The organism is Pelorhabdus sp. sgz311001 (assembly GCF_055901755.1).
In genome coordinates, this window is the sequence record NZ_JBVXUT010000001.1 from 74,253 (window position 1) to 91,869 (window position 17,617).

Consider the following 17,617-nt stretch of genomic DNA (forward strand, 5'->3'; position numbering starts at 1 on the left):
GCATGAAGCTTTGGGGCGGTCGTTTTTCTAAAAATACGGACGTCTTGGTGGAGGAGTTTACCTCCTCCATTTCTTTTGACTGCCGTATGTATAAAGAAGATATTGCTGGTAGCATTGCTCATGCGACGATGCTGGCCAAATGCAATATTTTAACTCAGGAAGAAGCCGATACGATTATTGGCGGCTTAAAAGTAATCCTTGCTGATATTGAAGCAGGGAATTTTTCCTTTGAAGTGAGTCTCGAAGATATTCATATGAATATTGAAAAGCGTCTCACTGACCGGATTGGACCTGTCGGCGGCAAGCTGCATACGGCAAGAAGCCGTAATGATCAGGTGGCCCTTGATACGCACCTCTATTTAAGAGGCCAGATTGAAGTAATCGGCAAGCTCATTGTTGATTTGCAGAAAGCTTTAGTCGAAGTGGCGGAAAAGAATAAAGATGTTATTATGCCTGGCTACACTCACTTGCAGCGGGCGCAGCCGATTCTGTTTGCTCATCACATGCTGGCTTATTTTTATATGCTTGTTCGCGATTTTGATCGTTTGACGATGGTCCATAAGCATACTGATATGATGCCGCTTGGCGCTGGCGCTCTGGCTGGTACGACTTTCCCGATTGATCGCCACTTTGTGGCTGAGCAGCTTGGGTTTGGCGCTGTCTATGATAACAGTATGGATGCCGTAAGCGATCGGGATTATATTCTTGAATTTTTAAGTTTTGCTTCGATTTTGATGATGCATTTGAGCCGGATTAGTGAAGAAATTATTCTCTGGTCTTCGGCAGAATTCCATTTCATCGAACTAGATGATGCACACTGCACCGGCAGCAGCATTATGCCACAAAAGAAAAACCCTGATGTGGCCGAACTGGTTCGTGGTAAAACAGGTCGCGTCTTTGGTCACTTAATGGCAATGCTGACTGTATCGAAAGGTCTGCCGCTTGCTTATAACAAAGATTTGCAAGAAGATAAAGAAGGCCTCTTTGACACGATTGATACAGTGAAATTCAGCTTGACTGTCTATGCTTCGATGCTGCGGGCGATGCGCTTGCAGAGTGATACTATGACCAATGCGCTCAAAACAGATTTTTCTAATGCGACTGATATGGCCGACTATCTCGTGCGAAAAGGTCTGCCCTTCCGCCAAGCTCATGAAGTAGTTGGTAAAAGTGTGGCTTATGCTATTGCCGAAAATAAAGTGCTTGCTGATATGACGCTAACAGAATTTCAGCAATTTTGTCCTTTATTTGAGAGCGACATTGTCGATGCCATACAAATCGAACGCTGCGTAAGTGCTCGGAATTCCTTTGGTGGTACATCGTACTCTGAAGTAGAACAATCGTTTACTAGAGCGAAACATAACCTAGCCGTAGAAGAAGGCGAACTTGACAAGTATACAAAAAACGTTCTATAATTTGGGAAGCTAAAGAATATTTTTGTATTTTGTTGAGGAGGGTTTTTGTTATGCAGGAAATCAGTATGCAGTTGGTAAAAGAACGACAGCCATTGCCGGAGGCGGATAAACTCGGCTTTGGCAAAATTTTTACGGATCATATGTTCTGTATGGACTATGAAGCAGGGAAAGGCTGGATTAATCCCCGCATTGAGCCTTATCGCGAGTTTGATATTGCCCCGGCGGCTATGGTGCTTCATTATGGCCAGGCGATCTTCGAAGGCATTAAAGCATTTCGGACTGAAGATAATCGAATTGTCGTGTTCCGTCCGAAAGACTATTTAGCCCGTTTTAACCGTTCGGCTGATATTCTTTGCATTCCTCAAATGAATGTAGAAGAAGTTTATGCTGGATTAATGAAGCTACTAGAAGTGGAAAAAGAATGGGTTCCCAATAAAGTGGGTACTGCTCTTTATATTCGTCCTTTCGTCATTTCGAATGACTCTTACCTCGGTGTCGGCGTAGCCAAGACCTATAAATTGATGATCATTCTGTCACCAGTAGGCGCTTACTATGCCAATGGCTTTAAGCCTGTTAAGCTGAAGGTTGAAGATCATTTCGTCCGCGCTTGTCCTGGCGGCGTTGGTGAAGCTAAGACGCCAGCTAATTATGCGGCAAGTCTTCGAGCTGGTGAAGTAGCGGAAAAAGAAGGCTTTTCCCAGGTGCTTTGGCTAGATGCGGTGGAACGGAAAAATATCGAAGAAGTCGGCGCAATGAATATATTCTTTAAAATCAACGGTGAACTGATTACGCCTGCATTAACTGGCAGTATCCTCGGTGGTATGACGCGTAAAACGGTGCTTGAACTTGCACCGGAACTGGGTCTCAAAGCAACCGAACGGGTCATTTCTATTGATGAAGTATATGAAGCTTATGACAAAGGACAGCTAGAAGAAATTTTCGGAACGGGTACAGCAGCTGTCATTTCTCCTGTCGGTTCTTTAACCTGGAAAGGTAAAACGATTACCGTTAATAATAATGAAACAGGCCCGATTGCTCAGCAACTTTTTGATATGGTAACAGGTTTGCAATATGGCAAACGCCAGGATAAACATGGCTGGGTCGCAACTGTTACGACACTCTAAGATCTTTTCTTAGAGTGTATCGAAAGAATTATCAGACAAAGGTCCTTAAAGTGCCCTCTGCTAAAGCAGAGGGTGCTTTTTTTGTATTTCTGAAAAGGTTTTTGCGGCGATTGGGTAGAATAAAAATAAAGACTAACATTTGAGGTTGGGATCGTATGTTACTACAAATTCGCGGCATTTTAGCTACGATTACACTGCTTGATATAGTGGATATATTAATAGTTGCTTTCTTCTTGTATAAATTTTATTCTATGATGAAAGATACGCGGGCTGTTGCGTTACTTAAAGGCCTTATCGTTCTATTAGTTGCCACTCTTGTCAGCAAATGGCTGGGGCTGAATGTCATCAACTGGATACTACAGAAAACGATGACAGTGGTGCTTGTTGCCTTGCCTGTTGTGTTTCAGCCCGAACTTAGACGGGCCTTAGAACAACTAGGGCGGGGCGGGATATTTAAAAAGAACATTTTTCTAAATGCCGAAGAGACAGAATCCTTTCTCGATGAAATTACGAAAGCTACCGTGGTTTTATCACAAAATAAAATTGGTGCTTTAATTATTTTTGAACGAGAGACGGGTCTTACGGATTATATTGAAACAGGCATAAAAGTGGGCGGTCTCGTATCAAGTGAATTTTTAATCAATATTTTTATACCCAATACGCCAATGCATGATGGCGCTGTTATTATTCGCGGCGACAGGGTAATGGCGGCTGGGTGTTTATTGCCATTAACAGATGACCGAACATTAAATAAAGAGCTTGGTACAAGGCATCGGGCCGCTATTGGCATTAGCGAGCAGGCTGATTGCGTTGTAGTGGTGGTCAGTGAAGAAACAGGTACGATTTCGATTGCTAGAGGCGGTCAGCTTATTAGACATCTTGATCAGGAGTCTCTGAAGAATATGTTAAGGCCGATATTTGTGGGCAAAACCTTGTCACTAGGCGACCTCTTTAATAGGAGGGCCACATCATGAATGGATTAAAAGACAAGAATATTGCTGCTAAAATTTTCTGCCTCATCATGGCTGTAGTGCTCTGGCTTTATGTAATGAATGAACAAAACCCTTCGATTGAAGCAAGCTATACCATTCCACTCGAAGTAAAGAATTTGTCGGCAGGCTATACACTGATTGATGCGCCTGAATCGGTTCGCGTTAAAGTCAGAGGCGCCCGCAGTACTATTGCCGCCATATCGGCTAGCGATATTGGGGCTTATGTGGATCTTAAAGGCGTCACCGAAGGACGTCATACTATTAAAATTAATGCCGTTGTTCCCACTTCCTTGGAACTGGTAGAAGTCAATCCTGACAAGGTGCCGCTGCGTATTGATACCGCTATAAGCCGCAGCTTGCCTGTGGAGATTAAATATACGAGCAGTCTGCCGCCTGGTCTTACCTTGGGAAAAGTAACAGTAAATCCTGAAATCGTTACTGTAGAGGGGCCGCGCAGCTTGCTTGATCAAATGGATCGTGCTATTATACAGATTGATCTGAGTAATCGCACCGTTGATTTTTCAGGAACCTTTAATGTGTTGATTGTTAATAAAGACGGACGGGAAGTCGAAGGGGCTGCGCCACATCCGGGGCAGGTTACTGTTGAGGCGCAACTGATTCAGGATAATAAAAAGACTGTCGATGTGAAACCGGCGTTTAGCGGTCAATTACCGGCAGGCTATGTATTTAAGCAGATTCAAGTGATTCCGGCCAAAGTAGAGTTGTCCGGTACGAAGAATCTCATTGATCCGATTGAATATGTGACGACAGAGCCGATTACGATCGGTACCGATACGAAAGAACAAACCCGTGAAGTCAAAGTGTGGGTGAAAGACGGAATAACAGCTACTCCCACGACGGTGACTGTGAAATTTACTGTGGCTTTAAACCACTAAAGGAGATTCTTTTTTTGCTTAAAATTAGTAATTTTCGAATAGCCCTTACAGATGACAGGCCGCTGAATGAGCAGGCAGCCAAACGTCTCAAACTTCCTGTAAAGGCCGTTCGCTCTGTGCAGATTTTGCGGCGGGCTGTAGACGCCAGACGCAAACAGAATATTACTTTCGTTCATACCTTATTAGTAGATACGACAATTGCACCAGGGCAGGTACTAGCGAAGCTGCGTCATGACAAAGATGTGACGATTCAAAACCCGCTTGTCGCAGAACAGGTGGTAAAAGGGACGCAACCGCTCAAGGAACGTCCGGTTATCGTTGGTTTTGGACCGGCTGGTATGCTGGCTGCTTATACATTGGCGAAAGAAGGCTATGCGCCGCTTGTCTTAGAACGCGGTGGCGATATGGATCGCCGTACGGCTGCTGTGGAGCGGTTTTGGGCGAAAGGGGAGTTTTCGCCAGAGTCGAATGTTCAGTTTGGTGAAGGCGGCGCGGGGACGTTTTCTGATGGCAAGCTCACTACGAGAGTCAGTGACAAGCGGATGAGCGAAGTACTGGAACTCTTTGTAGAGTGCGGTGCACCGCCTGATATTTGCTATACCCATAAACCTCATATTGGAACTGATATTTTAAAAAGAGTTGTCAAAAATTTGCGCCAAAAGATCATTGACTTAGGCGGGGAAGTGCGTTTTTTTAGCCAAGTTACGAATTTGGAAAAAGACGCTTTCGGCGCCGTTAAATCGGTTACGATTGGTCAGCATGAAAAAATCCCTGCGTCGGTTGTGTTGCTGGGAATTGGTCATAGCGCTCGCGATACTTACGAGATGCTCAGCACTTCTGTCGCCATGGAAGCGAAGCCTTTTGCCATTGGCTTGCGTATTGAGCATCCGCAAAGTTTGATTGATCAGGCGCAGTACGGCAGCTTTGCCGGTCATCCCAAACTCGGGGCAGCCGACTATGCGCTTGTTTATCATGATAAACAAGCGAGCCGTACGGCTTATTCGTTTTGCATGTGTCCTGGCGGCATTGTTGTGGCCGCTGCCTCAGAATTAGGCGGTGTTGTCACGAATGGTATGAGTCATCACGCTCGTGCGTCTGGCATTGCTAACAGTGCCCTTGTGGTCAATGTAGAACCGCGTGACTTCGGACCTGGCGTCTTAGCGGGGATTGCTTTTCAGCGCCGTTATGAACAATTAGCTTATGCTGTGGCTGGATCGAATTATCAGGCGCCGGGTGAAAGCGTTGCTTCCTTCTTAGGTCTTGACGGCACGTCCTTTTCTTTGTCGCCTACGTATCGGCCTGGCGTTGTAGCGGCGCCATTAAGTGAGTGCCTACCAGCTTTTGTAACTGATACGCTGCGAGCAGCCATTACTGATTTTGGCCGGAAGATCAAAGGCTTTGATGATGGCGGCGCCCAACTCACTGGTGTCGAAACGCGTACATCCGCTCCCGTCAGAATACGCCGTAGTGCGAATTTCCAATCAGAAAATACGCCTGGGTTATATCCGATTGGTGAAGGTGCTGGCTATGCCGGGGGAATTATGAGCGCTGCTTTAGACGGAATGAATGCGGCTTACGCCGTAATTGCCGCATATGAGCCCTGTAGCTAGGGTATCTTATTATAGAGATCCGGAAGGAGATTGACATTTTGGGAAAGTTATTTGGAACAGATGGAGTAAGAGGTCTTGCTAATGAACAGTTGACACCGGAGCTGGCTTTTGATTTAGGTCGAGCCGCTACGTATTATTTTGGGAAACACGGCGAGAAACAGCCGGTGATTTTAATTGGTCGTGATACGAGAATATCTGGTCAAATGCTCGAATCAGCTTTGGCGGCAGGCATTTGCAGCGCTGGCGGTAAAGCTTTGTTGGCCGGTGTGATTCCGACGCCCGCGATTGCTTTTTTAACGAAACAAATCGGCGCGCAGGCTGGTGTCGTAATTTCCGCCTCACATAATCCCTATCCTGATAATGGGATTAAGTTTTTTGCTGGCACAGGCTTTAAGTTGCCTGATGCCGTAGAAAATGAATTAGAAGAATTGATATTTGATCTTGGTTCCTTGGAACGGCCTATTGCCAACGGGGTAGGTACGATCGAATACCGTCATAATCTGATTGAAGACTACATCGCTCATGCGTTAACAACAATTGATGTATCTTTGGCAGGCCTTCATGTCGTACTTGATTGTGCCAATGGCGCGGCCTTTGAAGTATCGCCGCGTATCTTGACGCTAGCTGGCGCAAAAGTGACTGTGCTTCATAATGAACCGAATGGTATCAATATTAATGATCATTGTGGTTCGACCCATCTACAGAGTCTGCAAGAAGCAGTTCGCATGCAACGCGCCGATGTGGGCATTGCTCATGATGGCGATGCGGATCGCTGTCTGGCTGTGGATGAACGCGGTGAAATTATTGATGGGGATCATATGATGGTTATCTGTGCGAATATGTTCCATCAGGCTGGGCGGTTACAGCAAGATACACTTGTTACAACTGTCATGAGTAATATTGGTTTGCATCAAGCTATGAAACGCTCGGGGATTGCCATAGAAATTACGCCGGTTGGTGACCGCTATGTGCTCGAACGGATGCTGGAAAAAGGCTTTAATTTCGGCGGTGAGCAATCAGGCCATATTATTTTTAGCGACTATGCTACGACAGGCGATGGCATGATTACGGCGTTGCAGCTTTTAGCAGCGAAAGTAAAAGCGAAGAAGCCTTTTTCAGAATTAAGTGCTTCCATGACCACTTTTCCCCAGCTGTTAGTGAACGTACGCGTGGCAAGCAAAGACGGTTGGGAAGAGAATAAAGCAATTGCTGCTGCGATTACTGCTGGCGAAGAGCTTTTAGGAGATAGCGGGCGGATTCTTGTTCGTCCTTCTGGTACAGAGCCCTTAATCCGTGTTATGGCGGAAGGACCGACTATGGCTAAACTAGAAAAAATTGTGACCGAAATTGCCGCTGTTGTAAAAGTAGAGCAGGGGCAGGCTGAGTAAAGGATTCCGAAAGGTTGACTAGAAGAATAAAGTAGTTTAAAATAGGAAAATAGTGCAAGGGAGCACCCAAGGTGCTCCCTTGCCTATATAATGTAGTGAAAGGTGGTGAAAGGGGAAAAGTTAAGAAAGATAAGCGTCAAAGAGTGAAGTTAAAAACTAAAGCGCTGGTGCTTGCCTCGGAGCGGAAGAGAGAGCAAGCAGACGAGGAAGAGGTTTATCGAAAAGTCAGCGGATGCCTCTCGGCGACTGCCGTCGTTAGCAGTTTTCCCAAAACCTCCGGGTAACCGGACCGACAAAAGAAACTGCGGCAGATTCATTTATTATTATTTTAGGAGGAATAGCCTGTATGTGCGGAATCGTTGGCTATATTGGACCGAAAGAAGCGGCTCCATTTTTATTGCAAGGACTATCAAAATTAGAATATCGCGGTTATGATTCAGCTGGAATCGCTGTATTTGACGGCAATCACATTAATGTATTAAAAAGTGTAGGTCGTTTGGCCGCTTTAGAAAAGAAAGTAGAGCAGTCTATGCCTAAAGGGCATCTCGGCATTGGGCATACTCGTTGGGCTACCCATGGTCGTCCGTCTGATAGTAACTCGCATCCTCATACGGATTGCACCGGTGATTTCGTTGTCGTTCATAACGGCATTATCGAGAATTACCTAAATTTGAAAGAGCAGCTCGCAGCGAAAGGCCATGTGTTTTCGTCAGAGACTGATACAGAAGTCGTTGCTCATTTATTAGAAGAATATTATGAAGGCGATTTTGAAGCGGCTGTCAAAAAGGTATTGTCAGTCATTTCCGGGTCTTATTCGCTCGTATTCATGACGAAACATGATCCCGATAAAATTATTTGCACTAAGCAGGATAATCCGCTTGTTATCGGCCTGGGACAAGGCGAAAACTTTATTGCTTCTGACATTCCTGCCATTATCAATTACACGCGTCGCACTTATATCTTAAGCGACGGTGAAATGGCGATTGTATCGAAAGATTCTGTATGGGTGCAGAACCGTCAGGGCGTGCCGATTAATAAAAAAGTTTTCGAAGTCAATTGGGATGCGGAAGCAGCTGAAAAAGGCGGCTATGAGCATTTCATGATTAAAGAAATTTACGAACAGCCAAAAGTAATTCGTGAAACCATGACAAGTCGTTTGGCCAAAGATGATAGTCATATCATTTTTGAAGAACTGAAATGGACGAAAGATGACTTTGCTGGCGTGAAAAAGATTCTGATCACTGCCTGCGGTACGGCTTACCATGCTGGCGTCGTAGCGAAATATTATATTGAACAATTGGCGAGAATTCCCGTAGAAGTTGATATTGCTTCGGAATTCCGTTATCGGACGCCGCTCGTTGACGAATCGACGTTGGCGATTGTAATCAGCCAGTCTGGTGAAACAAGTGATACTTTGGCGGCGTTAAAAGAAGCGAAACGTCTTGGCGCTCGTACTTTGGCTGTTACCAATGTTGTTGGTTCTTCCATTGCCCGCGAAGCCGATCAAGTTGTTTATACTTGGGCCGGTCCGGAAATTGCTGTTGCTTCGACGAAAGCTTATACAACGCAGCTTGTCAGCCTCTTTATGTTAGCTCTGTATATGGCTGATCTCAAAGACAGCTTAAAGCCAGAACGAATGAAAGAACTGATTTCCGGTCTGCGTAATATTCCGGCGCAAGCCCATGAAATGCTAGAAGATGTAGAACCAATTAAGACTTTTGCTGAAAAATACGGTTTTAGTGAAGATGTGTTCTTTATTGGCCGTTCGCTTGATTATGCCGTAGCTTTGGAAGGTTCTTTGAAACTGAAGGAAATTTCCTATATTCATGCCGAAGCCTATGCAGCTGGTGAATTGAAGCATGGTACGCTGGCCCTCATTATTGAAGGCGTGCCTGTTATCGCTATGGCTACGCAGATGGATGTCTATGAAAAGACTTTGAGCAATATTAAAGAAGTTAAAGCTCGTGACGCTGTAGTAATTGGCCTAGGCTTTATCGGTGACGAACAGCTTGGTAAATATGTGGATCATACGATTCTCATTCCGAAAACCGAAAAATACTTGGCGCCGATCCTCTCCGTCATTCCGCTCCAATTGCTCGCTTACTATGCAGCAATTACGCGCGGTTGCGACGTAGATAAACCGAGAAATCTGGCAAAATCTGTAACTGTTGAATAAAACGGTTAAGTAAAGAAAAAAGCTTGTATATAAAAATAAAGTTATTAAATGAAAACCGACTTTATGGAAGAGTAAGAATCCATAAAGTCGGTTTTTTGTCGTTATCTAAAGACAAGGGTATTAATACTATGATGAGAAATAGTGGTATAAAAGATGACCGCAATAATGATAGGTACGCTAATCGAAGGCCAGGAGTATTCCTGGTCTTTTGCCTTTCTATCCAACTTTTAGGACTTACTATAGCTTCGCCCACTGAGGTCAGTGCATAGAATGGAGTAAACTAGAATAAAGGGCGTGATATAGTGGTCACGAGTCGCGATTTATATGATTTACCTTTTGTAATGCGGCAGGGGGTAAAATATTTTGAACTTGTTGCCCAGCCGGTGGAACAAGAATTGCTGCCTGGGTTTTTTATTCGAGGCTGGGGCTATAATGGGAGTATTCCAGGGCCGACCATTCACGTATACCCAGGAGATTACGTGAATATCAGAGTATATAATGCTTTACCGGAAGCGACTAGCGTTCACTGGCATGGTTTAGATGTGCCTAATAATATGGACGGCGTGTCGGAAGTTGAGCCGACGCCACTCATTAAACCAAACAGTTATTTTGATTATCATTTTCAAATTAACAATCCGCCGGGGACACATATGTATCATACGCATCATCGCGTCGCAAGGCAGGGCATGATGGGTCTGGCAGGGGGCCTCGTAATATTAGACCCTGATGACCGACGGAAGGAGTGCGATTACTTTATTATGTTGCAAGAGTTTGCCGTAAAAGGTTTACCGATGGGGATTCTAAAATCAGGCAGCTATGAAGTGAATCCGATGAGTGACGATTTGCAATTTTTTACTATGAATGGGCGTTGCTTTCCGGCAACGACACCGCTCGAAGTATCGTTTGGTGAACGAGTTCGCATTCGTTTTGCCAATCCAGCCATGATGGAACATCCGATTCATTTACATGGCCATCAGTTTATCGTGACTGCCGCTGATGGCAATCCAATTGGAGAATGCGCCAGAATGAAAAAGAATACCATTGCTGTAGCTTCAGGAGAAACTTGGGATATTGAATTTATGACGAATAACCCGGGCAATTGGCCCCTTCATTGTCATATTCCGCATCATACCGCTAATAATATGATCAAAGAATTAGGTGGTATGTTTACCGTTATACAATATCGTTAAAAATCCTATAAATCCAGAAAAGCTGCCAGAGTCGGCAGCTTTTTTTTATAAATTGGTTTATTCTCTTACCGTATAACCTGCATCTTCTAGGATATGGAGGCGGCTCATCTGGTGGTGGAGGTGCTGATCGGAAATGGTAGTTTATCAAATGCTTAGAAACAATGTTGACAGCAAAGTGAAAAAGCAGAAGTTCTTCAATAGTTCTTCATAGTTTCTTCATAAAGGTTTGGTATGATAAAAGCAATCCAAGTGCAGTAGCAAGCAGAGAGAGGGATGCATCATGGAACCGAATAAACAATTGGATATGCCAGAAGAAGTGAAAGAAACTTATACGCCAGGGCAACAAGTGGTTTTGAAAATATTGCAATGGGGAGCATGGACACTCGCGTTTGCAGCGATGCTGTATGTTATGCACGCATAGCCAAGGAGGAATCAAAGATGGGATGTTGTAAACAATCTCAGCCTAGCAACACTACTCAAGGGCTGCAACAAAACTGCGGCAACAGCCTAAAACATATGCTCATGATGTTTGTCTGCTGCTTGCCCCCTATAGCAGCGGTTCTGTTATTAAAGATAAGCGGTTATGAAGGGACGGCCAGTTACCTAGTATTTCTTTTATGCCCGTTGATGCATCTGTTCATGATGAAGGGAATGGGACATAAAAAGCAAGAGCAGGTGGATGATCCCAAGGCGGCAAAATAAAGAGGTCATGCCTCATATATAGGGATTGCTGCTGTTAAGGTAAAGCGTATACTTAAACGATGTGAACTGGTATTTGATATGAGTGAGTGGGAGTTTTGTATAAAAGAAAAAATAAGTCAAATAAAAATAGGAGTGAAAAAAATGATGAAAAATAAAATGGCAAGCTTGATGATTGGCGGATTGATTACGGTATCGGTATTAGGCGTGACTTTCGGGATCAATTCGATTGGAAATACAGCGCAAAAGGCGGAACCCGGAACCGAATCGAGCATGATGATGCAAAGCGGGGCCATGAGTCCAGACATGATGAATTCACCGGATATGCAAAAGCAGTGCGGTGAAATGATGGCAAGCCCGGAAATGCAACAAACGATGAAAGCCATGATGAAACAGCCTCAAATACAAACTATGATGAAACAAATGCTGGCAAGTGATCCAGAATTTAAACAGATGATGTCTGATTTAGTGAATAACGCAACTGATGAAATAAAAGTAGATGGTACGCAAGCGCCATCGACAAATCAAACGCCTGCAACAATGGATCACAATGCGCATCACGCAGCGCAGTAGTGCCCCTCCATCTCTGGGGAAGCGCTAGTTTTCCCAGGGTTTATATAAAAGGGTTGCCTAGTGTCGTGTGATGCTAGGCAACCTTTATACTCGTTGCTTAGATTTGAGCCTTTTAGTATAAAGTTTTGGAAAAATAAAGAAACAAAAATTTTGTTGAAATAACATGTTTATTATTATAATAAAGATAAGTGCGATTACCAAATAAAAAGGAGTGATACACATGATGTATGGCAGCATGATGGGTGGATTTGGATTCGTTTTTATGGTGATTTATCTGGTAATAGTGATATATTTCTTTTATTTGTTGACTAGCATTACCAAGTCAGTAAAGCGGATTGCAGATAAACTGGATAGAATGCCTGTACCATCTTTCAATAGTGAGCAGGAAAAGTCAAAAATAGAGTAAAAGTAGTAAGCAAATCGTAGGTAGGGGAGGAGGACAGGAAAGTGAGAGGCTGGATGAATTGGAGAAAACAGGTTGTTACGACAGCACTGACAGTATTCATAGCGACAGCTACGGCACAAGCGGCTGACGTAAGACTAGAACTCAAAGAAGCCAATTGGGAACTAAGACCGGGACTGTCTACACGGGTATGGAGCTATAACGGCAGTGTGCCGGGAACGCCGATTATAGTACAGGAAGGAGAACGAGTTGTCGTGGAAGGTGTAAATCACCTTCCAGTTGTCACGAATATTCATTGGCATGGGCTATTGGTGCCAAATGATCAAGACGGACCCAGCCGGGTCATTAAGCCAGGCGAGCCCTTCCGTTATGAGTTCACCGCGAATGAGTCAGGTACATATTGGTATCACTCGCATTATCGCCCAGTAGTGACTCAAGTAGATATGGGGCTGTATGCACCTTTTATTGTGAAGACAGCAGCGGATCGTAAATATAGCGGTGACCATATCTTGGTTTTGGACGATTGGTACCTAGATGCGAATGGCAAGCGCTTAGATGGTACCGCGCGGGGCGACATGGAACGGTATGGCAATATAGAGACCGTGAATGGCAAGACCGGAGATGCGATTCCTCCTTTAGTCTTTCGTCAGGGAGAACTCCATAAATTACGGCTCATTAATGCATCGACAGCTGCCTATCATACCCTTCAACTGCCAGGGCATCGTTTTAGAGTGACCCATACGGATGGACATCCTTTAGTGGATCCTTACATGACAGATACCGTCACGCTAGCCCCTGGTGAGCGGATAGACGTGGAAGTGGCAGCGGTAGGAATAGCTGGTCAGCAATATCGCTTGATTAGTGAACGCCCCGAACTAGGCATGATTGTGCCGATTGTCTACGAAGGGAAGGCGGTAGCACCAGTAATATCTCCCTTTGTGCCGCCTGTATCGCGAGCGTTTGCTGGTATGCAGGATGAATCGCCTGACTTTACACTGGAATTAGGTTCAAGGATGGATATGGCTAGCATGACAGGTGGCAGTATGGCTGGAATGCAGCATGCGGGACATGCTATGGCGATGTCTATGCCCCAAGATGGGGCGAGTAAGATGCAGTGGACCATCAACGGAAAAGTGTTTCCCAATACAGATCCAATAAAGGTAACGGTGGGCCAAGTAGTCAAAGTGCGATTTTGGAATAAAGACACCCAGGGAATGCACCTGATGGATCACCCTATCCATGTTCACGGCGCCTATTTCCAAATCGTGTCACAGAATGGACAGGTGCCAGACCGAGAAATGTGGAAGGATACGGTGAATGTCCCAGCTGGACAGTATGTAGATGTGGCTTTTGTCATGAAAGAGGCAGGAAATTGGATGCTCCATTGCCATATCTTAGACCATGAAGATGGTGGAATGATGACAGAAGTTGTGGCGCAGCCTGCTAGCGAACCATAAACGAGACAGTAAGTCCTCCTCCAGCAGATACGCAGCAAGATGGTAATAACGAACATGCAGGACACCATAGCTCTAATAAGTAACGAAACGTATACGAGAGCAGCCCTTTTCTTTAAGGGGCTGCTCTTTATCGTTCAATTCTTAGGAAATATCTTTTAAATAGCATGAGTTATTCATCGTTTCTTCAATATTCCTTGAAAGAGAGTACCCCTATCCAATAGTATCAAGTTGGATAGGGGTACTCTCTTTTGTCATAGCATTTTTTATAAATTTTAAGACTGAATTTAGTTAGAAAAATTCGAGCGGAGGCAGAAGATCACTGGCACCTAATAGGAAGATTGTACCTACTGCAATACTATATAAAGATGTAGCAATCGCTAATCCCTTATAAACTTTGGGGTTCCTAGTTGCTTGTCCGTAGCCATTTAGCAAAAATAAAACCATTATAATTTGACAGGAAAATAAACCTGATATAAAGGCAAAGACGGCTGTTAGTCCAAGGGTAAGTGTTCCTGCACCAGCAGCGGTGGTAAATAATAAAATTTGCGAGGCGGTTTCTCCTCCGATACCATGGATGATCCCGACACCGCAAGCACTACCAGGTCCTAGAGCAATTGGTTGCATGTCTCTTTCAGTAGCTTTTCCGGTTATTTTAACCTTTAGCCAGTAGTAGACTTTTTGTAGGACATTGAATAATAGCTGCCATCTATTAATGAAAATAGATTCTTTTCTATTTTGAATAAGAATCACAATCAGCCATAATCCCAAAGTAATTAATGTTACTCCAACAACTCGTTCCATTACTGTATCTATCCATGATGGAACTGATTGGCCTAATACAATGGCAGCTCCACCAAAAAACAAATTCACTAAAGCATGACCAATTATATAGTATAACGACAAAAGAAATCCCTTTTTTTTAGATTTCTCAGCACCAACAAAGTCGGTAATAGCAGCAATGTGATCCCAATCAATCGCGTGTCTTGCTCCGAGAACAAAACCCAGCGAGATAATTGCAAGGACTTCCAAATTCATTCAATGTAACCTCCCGATTTTTTCGAGCGAATAATAGTAAAAAAACACTCTTGCTATAAGGAAAGAGTGTCAACTTGCTGAATAGAAAAAAGTGCAAATCGCCTCCCCATCGCTCGTGGGTAAAACGGTGACTATAAAATAGGCAGTTCTTCTGACTTCGGTTCATCGTATTCTACGCCTTCCCAGAAATCTTTTTCCAGTGGCTAAATTGTAGAATAGCTCCCCATTACAGCGGCGGGACCGTGTTGGCATTGCACCAATCTTCCCTATTAAGCCCGAGTGGGCACCTATTAAGACGATATGGAATTCTGTTACAGAATAAACCAAACCATTAGCGATGTCAACAAAGAACTGCGAAAAGCGCAAATTATTCAACAGTTTGATCTTAGCACCGGCCGTATACAAAAGAATATCAAAATAAAGAGAAAACATGGCAAGTGTAGTGGACGAAAGGGAACTAGTTTGGTTGTTTTGATTTTCAAATAGCACGAGAAGTTCACAATACATTCATAAGAAATTCATAATTGATAGATATAATAGGGGCAGTAAGAATGCGGATAACGAGTGAATCAAAAGTCATTGTTTATTAATCAGTCACGTGGAGGAAAGTTTTTTATGAAAAAGTTTTATGTTGTAAGCGCCGTATTAGTTTTTACTTTAGGATTCTTTTTAGCGGGATGTGGAAATTCAGCAAGCAATCAAATGCCGGCAACGAATCAGAGCACGACGCAGCAAGTCGATCACAGTAATATGAATCATAACTCAATGGACCACAGCACAATGCAAAAGACTGAATAACGATGATAGGCATTGAATGCTATGAATGAGGAGGTTTGTTAATTGATTAATATATTTAAAAGACGGGGTAGTTTTTTGGTAATTAGTTTTGCAACCTTACTTCTGCTTGGTATGTCTACGATGAATACTTTTGCTGCAACTAGTGTGGAGCAACCAAAGCATGAGATGGGGAACATGACGCAAGATTCGATGAGCGGTCATGATATGAACTCCATGACGCATGAGTCACAAGGTAGTCACAATATGGGGACTATGTCACCCAATGACCATAATGGTCATGATATGAATTCTATGACATCTGATTCACAAAATAGCCATGATATGAACAACATGAATCATAATGGACACGGCAAAAAGGAGGCTGAAAACGACAATCCTTGGCCTGTTCTCTATGGATTTGGTGGAGCTATTTCAGCAGTCATCCTTGTTGCTGGAATTATGAAATATACTAAGCTGAAAGGCCAGGGAGTGTGAGATAGATGGAGACGAAAATACCTGAAACCAAAGGCAATAACTTGTTAAAAGCCATATTAAAAAGCAAATGGTACCCAGGAATTTTTCAAATTCCTGTTGTGATTATTTTTGCTTTTATCACATATGAATTGTTTTTTGGCCCTGTCAGCGCCCATGAAAATTTTGGCACTGCATTAACCTGGGTACTGTGGTGGCCACTGATTCCGCTGATTTTTCTTTTGATGGGACGATTCTGGTGTGCTATTTGCCCTTTTGCGACAGTGAGTGATTTTGTGCAAAAGATTGTAGGGAATAATCGGCCTGTTCCCCAGTTTCTTAAGAAATATGGGATCTGGATTATTGATGCTTTTTTTATCATGATTACCTGGGGTGATCATGTTTATGGAATTGTAGAGTCGCCACGCGGCTCAGGGGTTATGATGCTGATTATTGCGCTAGGAGCCATTACGGCAGGGGCCTTTTTTGAACGCCGGGCTTGGTGCCGCAATTTATGCTTCTTAGGTGGGGTCGCCGGTAACTATTCTCGGACAGGGGCATTGGAACTGAGAGGAACGCCGGAAAAATGCAGTAAGTGTACGGTAGCCGCTTGTTACAAGGGCGGTGAAAAAGCACCAGGCTGTCCGATGTTTGAGTTCCCGAAAACCATGGATAACAGCGCTCGCTGCAATCTATGCGGTTATTGTGTAAAGAACTGCCCCAATGATTCTATTACCATTTCTGTTCGTCCGCCTTCTCGTGAACTTTGGTTTATTAAGAAGCCCAAATTTGAAGAGTCTGTTTTGGCTACCGTCATTATGGGAATCGTGTTTGTCCAAAATATTACCATGCTGGAGATTTGGACTAAGGCCCAAAGTTTTCTAGAAAATATTTTAGGCACGCAGGAGTATGCTATCACATTTACGGTTATCTTTCTCATTGCTATGGCCATTCCAGTGTCTTTATTGTATATTAGCAGTTGGGTGGCTGGAAAAAGTAATGGAGAGTCAGCTCATTTAAACTTTGCTCGCTTTGGATATGCTTTGATTCCGCTGGATTTATCAGCCCATCTGGCTCATAATTTGTTTCATTTATTAGCTGAAGGAAAATCTATTTTATTTACCGGTATGTCAGTAATCGGAATGAAAGTATCTGAACAATCAACCGCGCTGGTGAGTGTGGATACTATTCAAATGTTACAATATGCCTTGCTAGTTATTGGTGCTCTAGGCTCAATATATACAGCATATCGAATTGCTAAATCACAATATTCTTCAGAAAAAGTTACTGGATCTGCTTTGCCCTTTACTATACTGATCATCGTTTTGACAGTAGCAAATATTTACTTCTTTATGCTGCCTATGATGCATCGTATGTAATGCTTTGCTAGCCACAAGACGACGATAGTGAG

Annotated in this window: 17 protein-coding genes and 1 riboswitch; of the genes, 16 read left to right on the forward strand and 1 reads right to left on the reverse strand. The window is 43.7% G+C overall.

Annotated elements, in window-relative coordinates; genetic code table 11:
* The first annotated feature begins 2 nt into the window (after positions 1 to 2).
* From argH to AC0MXB_RS00560, 13 genes are all read left to right on the forward strand, one after another.
* On the forward strand, positions 3 to 1,415 hold the full coding sequence (argH, locus tag AC0MXB_RS00500) for an argininosuccinate lyase (protein WP_474037451.1): 1,413 nt from the start codon (positions 3 to 5) through the stop codon (positions 1,413 to 1,415).
* 50 nt (positions 1,416 to 1,465) lie between these two features.
* Complete coding sequence (locus AC0MXB_RS00505) at positions 1,466 to 2,539, forward strand: branched-chain amino acid aminotransferase (RefSeq protein WP_474037452.1); 1,074 nt, start codon at positions 1,466 to 1,468, stop codon at positions 2,537 to 2,539.
* A gap of 155 nt (positions 2,540 to 2,694) precedes the next feature.
* Positions 2,695 to 3,513 (forward strand): diadenylate cyclase CdaA, encoded by an 819-nt coding sequence (gene cdaA, locus AC0MXB_RS00510; protein WP_474037453.1) that lies wholly within the window; start codon positions 2,695 to 2,697, stop codon positions 3,511 to 3,513.
* Positions 3,510 to 4,427 carry a CdaR family protein gene (locus AC0MXB_RS00515; protein WP_474037454.1) on the forward strand — a complete coding sequence of 306 codons (918 nt, stop codon included), beginning with the start codon at positions 3,510 to 3,512 and terminating at the stop codon, positions 4,425 to 4,427. Before cdaA ends, AC0MXB_RS00515 begins: the two co-directional genes overlap by 4 nt.
* Before the next feature lie 14 nt (positions 4,428 to 4,441).
* Positions 4,442 to 6,037 carry an NAD(P)/FAD-dependent oxidoreductase gene (locus AC0MXB_RS00520; RefSeq protein WP_474037455.1) on the forward strand — a complete coding sequence of 532 codons (1,596 nt, stop codon included), beginning with the start codon at positions 4,442 to 4,444 and terminating at the stop codon, positions 6,035 to 6,037.
* Positions 6,038 to 6,075: 38 nt separating this feature from the next.
* The gene (gene glmM / locus AC0MXB_RS00525; protein WP_474037456.1) at positions 6,076 to 7,425 is read left to right on the forward strand and encodes a phosphoglucosamine mutase; all 1,350 of its coding nucleotides are present in this window, start codon (positions 6,076 to 6,078) and stop codon (positions 7,423 to 7,425) included.
* Positions 7,426 to 7,771: 346 nt separating this feature from the next.
* Entirely contained in the window at positions 7,772 to 9,601 is a 1,830-nt protein-coding gene (gene glmS / locus AC0MXB_RS00530) for a glutamine--fructose-6-phosphate transaminase (isomerizing) (RefSeq protein ID WP_474037458.1), read from the forward strand.
* 302 nt (positions 9,602 to 9,903) lie between these two features.
* Positions 9,904 to 10,791, forward strand: a complete 888-nt coding sequence (locus AC0MXB_RS00535; RefSeq protein ID WP_474037460.1) for a multicopper oxidase family protein — start codon at positions 9,904 to 9,906, stop codon at positions 10,789 to 10,791.
* Positions 10,792 to 11,071: 280 nt separating this feature from the next.
* Complete coding sequence (locus AC0MXB_RS00540; protein ID WP_474037462.1) at positions 11,072 to 11,212, forward strand: hypothetical protein; 141 nt, start codon at positions 11,072 to 11,074, stop codon at positions 11,210 to 11,212.
* Positions 11,213 to 11,229: 17 nt separating this feature from the next.
* Positions 11,230 to 11,493, forward strand: a complete 264-nt coding sequence (locus AC0MXB_RS00545; protein ID WP_474037463.1) for a DUF2933 domain-containing protein — start codon at positions 11,230 to 11,232, stop codon at positions 11,491 to 11,493.
* A gap of 141 nt (positions 11,494 to 11,634) precedes the next feature.
* Complete coding sequence (locus AC0MXB_RS00550) at positions 11,635 to 12,063, forward strand: hypothetical protein (protein ID WP_474037464.1); 429 nt, start codon at positions 11,635 to 11,637, stop codon at positions 12,061 to 12,063.
* Positions 12,064 to 12,283: 220 nt separating this feature from the next.
* Positions 12,284 to 12,469 carry a hypothetical protein gene (locus tag AC0MXB_RS00555; RefSeq protein WP_474037465.1) on the forward strand — a complete coding sequence of 62 codons (186 nt, stop codon included), beginning with the start codon at positions 12,284 to 12,286 and terminating at the stop codon, positions 12,467 to 12,469.
* 41 nt (positions 12,470 to 12,510) lie between these two features.
* Positions 12,511 to 13,923, forward strand: coding sequence for a multicopper oxidase family protein (locus AC0MXB_RS00560; RefSeq protein WP_474037466.1), 1,413 nt, complete (start codon positions 12,511 to 12,513; stop codon positions 13,921 to 13,923).
* A gap of 288 nt (positions 13,924 to 14,211) precedes the next feature.
* Here the strand turns inward: AC0MXB_RS00560 and AC0MXB_RS00565 are convergent, their stop codons facing one another.
* A complete protein-coding gene (locus AC0MXB_RS00565) occupies positions 14,212 to 14,958 on the reverse strand; it encodes a HoxN/HupN/NixA family nickel/cobalt transporter (protein WP_474037468.1) in 747 nt (248 codons plus the stop codon).
* Positions 14,959 to 15,082: 124 nt separating this feature from the next.
* Positions 15,083 to 15,264, reverse strand: a riboswitch (cobalamin riboswitch).
* A gap of 309 nt (positions 15,265 to 15,573) precedes the next feature.
* Here AC0MXB_RS00565 and AC0MXB_RS00570 point away from each other — a divergent pair.
* From AC0MXB_RS00570 to AC0MXB_RS00580, 3 genes are all read left to right on the forward strand, one after another.
* Complete coding sequence (locus AC0MXB_RS00570; protein ID WP_474037469.1) at positions 15,574 to 15,756, forward strand: hypothetical protein; 183 nt, start codon at positions 15,574 to 15,576, stop codon at positions 15,754 to 15,756.
* A gap of 174 nt (positions 15,757 to 15,930) precedes the next feature.
* Complete coding sequence (locus AC0MXB_RS00575) at positions 15,931 to 16,230, forward strand: hypothetical protein (RefSeq protein WP_474037470.1); 300 nt, start codon at positions 15,931 to 15,933, stop codon at positions 16,228 to 16,230.
* 5 nt (positions 16,231 to 16,235) lie between these two features.
* Positions 16,236 to 17,585, forward strand: coding sequence for a 4Fe-4S binding protein (locus AC0MXB_RS00580; protein WP_474037471.1), 1,350 nt, complete (start codon positions 16,236 to 16,238; stop codon positions 17,583 to 17,585).
* Positions 17,586 to 17,617 lie beyond the last annotated feature (32 nt).